Source organism: Hydrocoleum sp. CS-953 (assembly GCF_002260545.1).
In the GTDB taxonomy this organism is placed as follows: Bacteria; Cyanobacteriota; Cyanobacteriia; order Cyanobacteriales; family Microcoleaceae; genus Trichodesmium.
In genome coordinates, this window is the sequence record NZ_LGSU01000304.1 from 1 (window position 1) to 2,683 (window position 2,683).

The 2,683-nt window shown below is 34.5% G+C and carries 2 protein-coding genes and 1 tRNA gene; 2 read left to right on the top strand and 1 reads right to left on the bottom strand.

The window, feature by feature from the left end; translation table 11 throughout:
- Positions 1-1,072, top strand: a 1,072-nt coding sequence (locus tag AFK68_RS02760) for a radical SAM protein (RefSeq protein ID WP_246843960.1), incomplete at its 5' end; no start/stop codon positions are given.
- Positions 1,073-1,224: 152 nt separating this feature from the next.
- Positions 1,225-1,298, top strand: a tRNA-Val gene (locus AFK68_RS02765).
- A 142-nt stretch (positions 1,299-1,440) separates the two neighbouring features.
- On the opposite strand, the gene cofG is transcribed toward AFK68_RS02765, so the two are convergent.
- The gene (gene cofG, locus AFK68_RS02770) at positions 1,441-2,403 is read right to left on the bottom strand and encodes a 7,8-didemethyl-8-hydroxy-5-deazariboflavin synthase subunit CofG (RefSeq protein ID WP_094671444.1); all 963 of its coding nucleotides are present in this window, start codon (positions 2,401-2,403) and stop codon (positions 1,441-1,443) included.
- Positions 2,404-2,683 lie beyond the last annotated feature (280 nt).

Sequence of the window (2,683 nt, forward strand, 5' to 3'; positions counted from 1 at the left end):
AAAATTAAAGACTGCAAATGCCGAAATATATGATAAAAATTACTTGGGAGTGTTGGGTATGTCTATTATTAAAGGCTCAGAAAAAATTGTTAATCCACTTCAGGAAAGCGCCCTCAAAAAAAAGGGTTTGTGTGATTATGTAATTAATATAGCATCTGGTTGTCTTCATGGATGTACATTTTGTTATGTACCTTCTACTCCAGCAATTAGAACAAAACAAAAGGAATTACAAGAAAAAGGAATTAGTAATCCTCAAATGGATTGGGGCAAATATTTATTAGTTAGAGAAAATATACCTGAGCAGTTAGAAGAAAAGTTAAGTCGTAAAAAAAAATGGCGCGAAACACCAGAAGGTAAAGGAGTAGTTTTATTATGTTCTGGAACTGACCCATATCAAAATTATCAAACAGCAAAAATTACTCGTCAAACTGTCGAAATTTTATCTAAAAATCACAAAAGAGTAAGGATTTTAACTCGTAGTCCTTTATGGATAAATGATTTAGATATTCTTAATCAACCTAATATTACAGTTGGCATGAGTTTACCATTTTTAAATGATGAACTTAGTCTCAAAATTGAACCACAAGCACCCCCACCATCTAAACGCTATGAAGCTTTACAAAAAGGTCATAAAGCTGGATGTAGATTGTATGTAGCTATGGCTCCTACTCCTCCAATAATTACGTTAGATGACTTTAAAATAAATTTAGAACAAATTATGAAAATTGACCCAGAAGTAATATTTTGGGAACCTATTAATGCTCGTGGAACTAATGGTAAACGTATGATAGCAGCAGGTTTGGAATTTGCTAGTTCAATTATGACTAAGAAATCATGGGCAGAAAATTTTATTAAACAGTGGGAACAGGTGGAAAAAGCAGCCCAAAGTGTTGGATGTTTAGATAAGCTTCATATTTGGCCAGATCCAGAATTAAAAGGTTATGTAGAAGAAGAAAAATTAAATCATTGGTTATATATGCCAACAATAGAAAAATGGCAGGAAGAAACAGTTTCTCAGACTAGCAAAAAATCTACAAAAACAAGATATAAAAAACTGGCTATTATCAGATGATACTCAAATTTAAACTGCATCACCTTTGACAAAAAAATTATAGCAGGACAAGCTTGTATTTCCTTCGTGACTAAGAGCCAAGTGATTATGATAATTTTTTGTGTTGAGGGATTGCAAGTTTAGAGAAGGTGTGTTATTGTAATTAAATATTTGGACGTATAGCTCAGTTGGTTAGAGCGCCACGTTGACATCGTGGAGGTCACAGATTCGAGTTCTGTTACGTCCATTTTATCTACAGTAAGGGTTTCAGACTTGACTGATAATCTTTTATCTTCCTCTACCTTGGTAAAAATACTATATAAAGTACGAGTTAAAGGATTTTTGATCAAAAAAATAAGGCTATGGACATCCAAGTGACTAATTTTATATTATCCATCTATTGACAATTTCATACGCCATTTCCCCACAATATCTTTTAAATTTATTGCCAACCAATCATCATATTTAGAATACAGTGGTAATCTTTTAATTAACTGCCATCCTCCAGATTCCAAAACTTTTACTAAAGCTTGATAATGCAGGTGAGGATAATCAGGATTAACTTCATCTAATGGTCCGATACCTCCCAAGTCTCGCGCACCATTTTCCAAACAAGCTAATAATATTTCCGGTTTTGTAACCAAATTAGGAGGAATTTGTAGGGTAATATCTGATGGTAAAATTTGACTAGCGATCGCTACAACTTCAGACAATAAATTAATATCAAAACCTTCACCATTCCATATTTCTTGATTACCTGGACTGTAGGGTTGTAGAATAACTTCTTGAATATGACCCCATTTTTGATGAATATTAGCGATCGCTTCTAATGTTTCTTTCCAGTCATTTACAGTCTCTCCAATTCCTAATAATAAACCAGTAGTAAAAGCTATTTTTAATTCCCCAGCCCATTCTAATTGTTGTAACCGTAAATGTGGGATTTTACTAGGAGCATTTCTATGGACTGTTTCTAGTAATTTGGGCGTTATCTGCTCCAACATTAGTCCCATTGACACATTTACCTGTTTCAACTTATTCATTTCTGCCCTACTAAGTGGCCCTACATTAGTATGGGGTAAAAATCCTAAAGATAGAGCTAGTTTACATAAGTCATAGATAAGTTGAAACCAAGCTTGTCTGTATTGACTTTTTGGGTGTACTTCACCACTTAAAATCAAAACTTCAATTATACCTTGATTCTTGAGAGATAATAATTTTTTTTCTGCTTCGGATAGACTCAGCCAAGAATTTGTCCCTGGTTCTGAGCGAAAATTACAATAGCTACAACGATTAAAACACTCATAAGTAGGAACTACTGTATAAGCAGGACTATAAGTAATAATTCTAGACATTAGGTGAAGCATTAAATTCAGTTAGTTACAGAATTTTTGGTAGTGCAGAGCGCGTAATGTGTGGGATAAGTCGCTTATGGCTGGCCAATACAATCTCAAAGCACTGATATATAATGGTTAAGTGCCCACATGGGAGCGAAAAAAGTGCCAATTTTTCAGCCTTTAAGACTAAAAAGTTAGGAAGGCTGGCAGACTTGCACAAAAAGATACAACTACAATTATTCCTCCTGCTTTCGGAGGTCTTCCCACCCTTCCCACCCTCCCCACACTTCCTTGACAC

Bases quoted from the DNA above. Each gene is read 5' to 3' on its own strand.
- cofG (WP_094671444.1), bottom strand. From the start codon at position 2,403: ATGTCTAGAATTATTACTTATAGTCCTGCTTATACAGTAGTTCCTACT.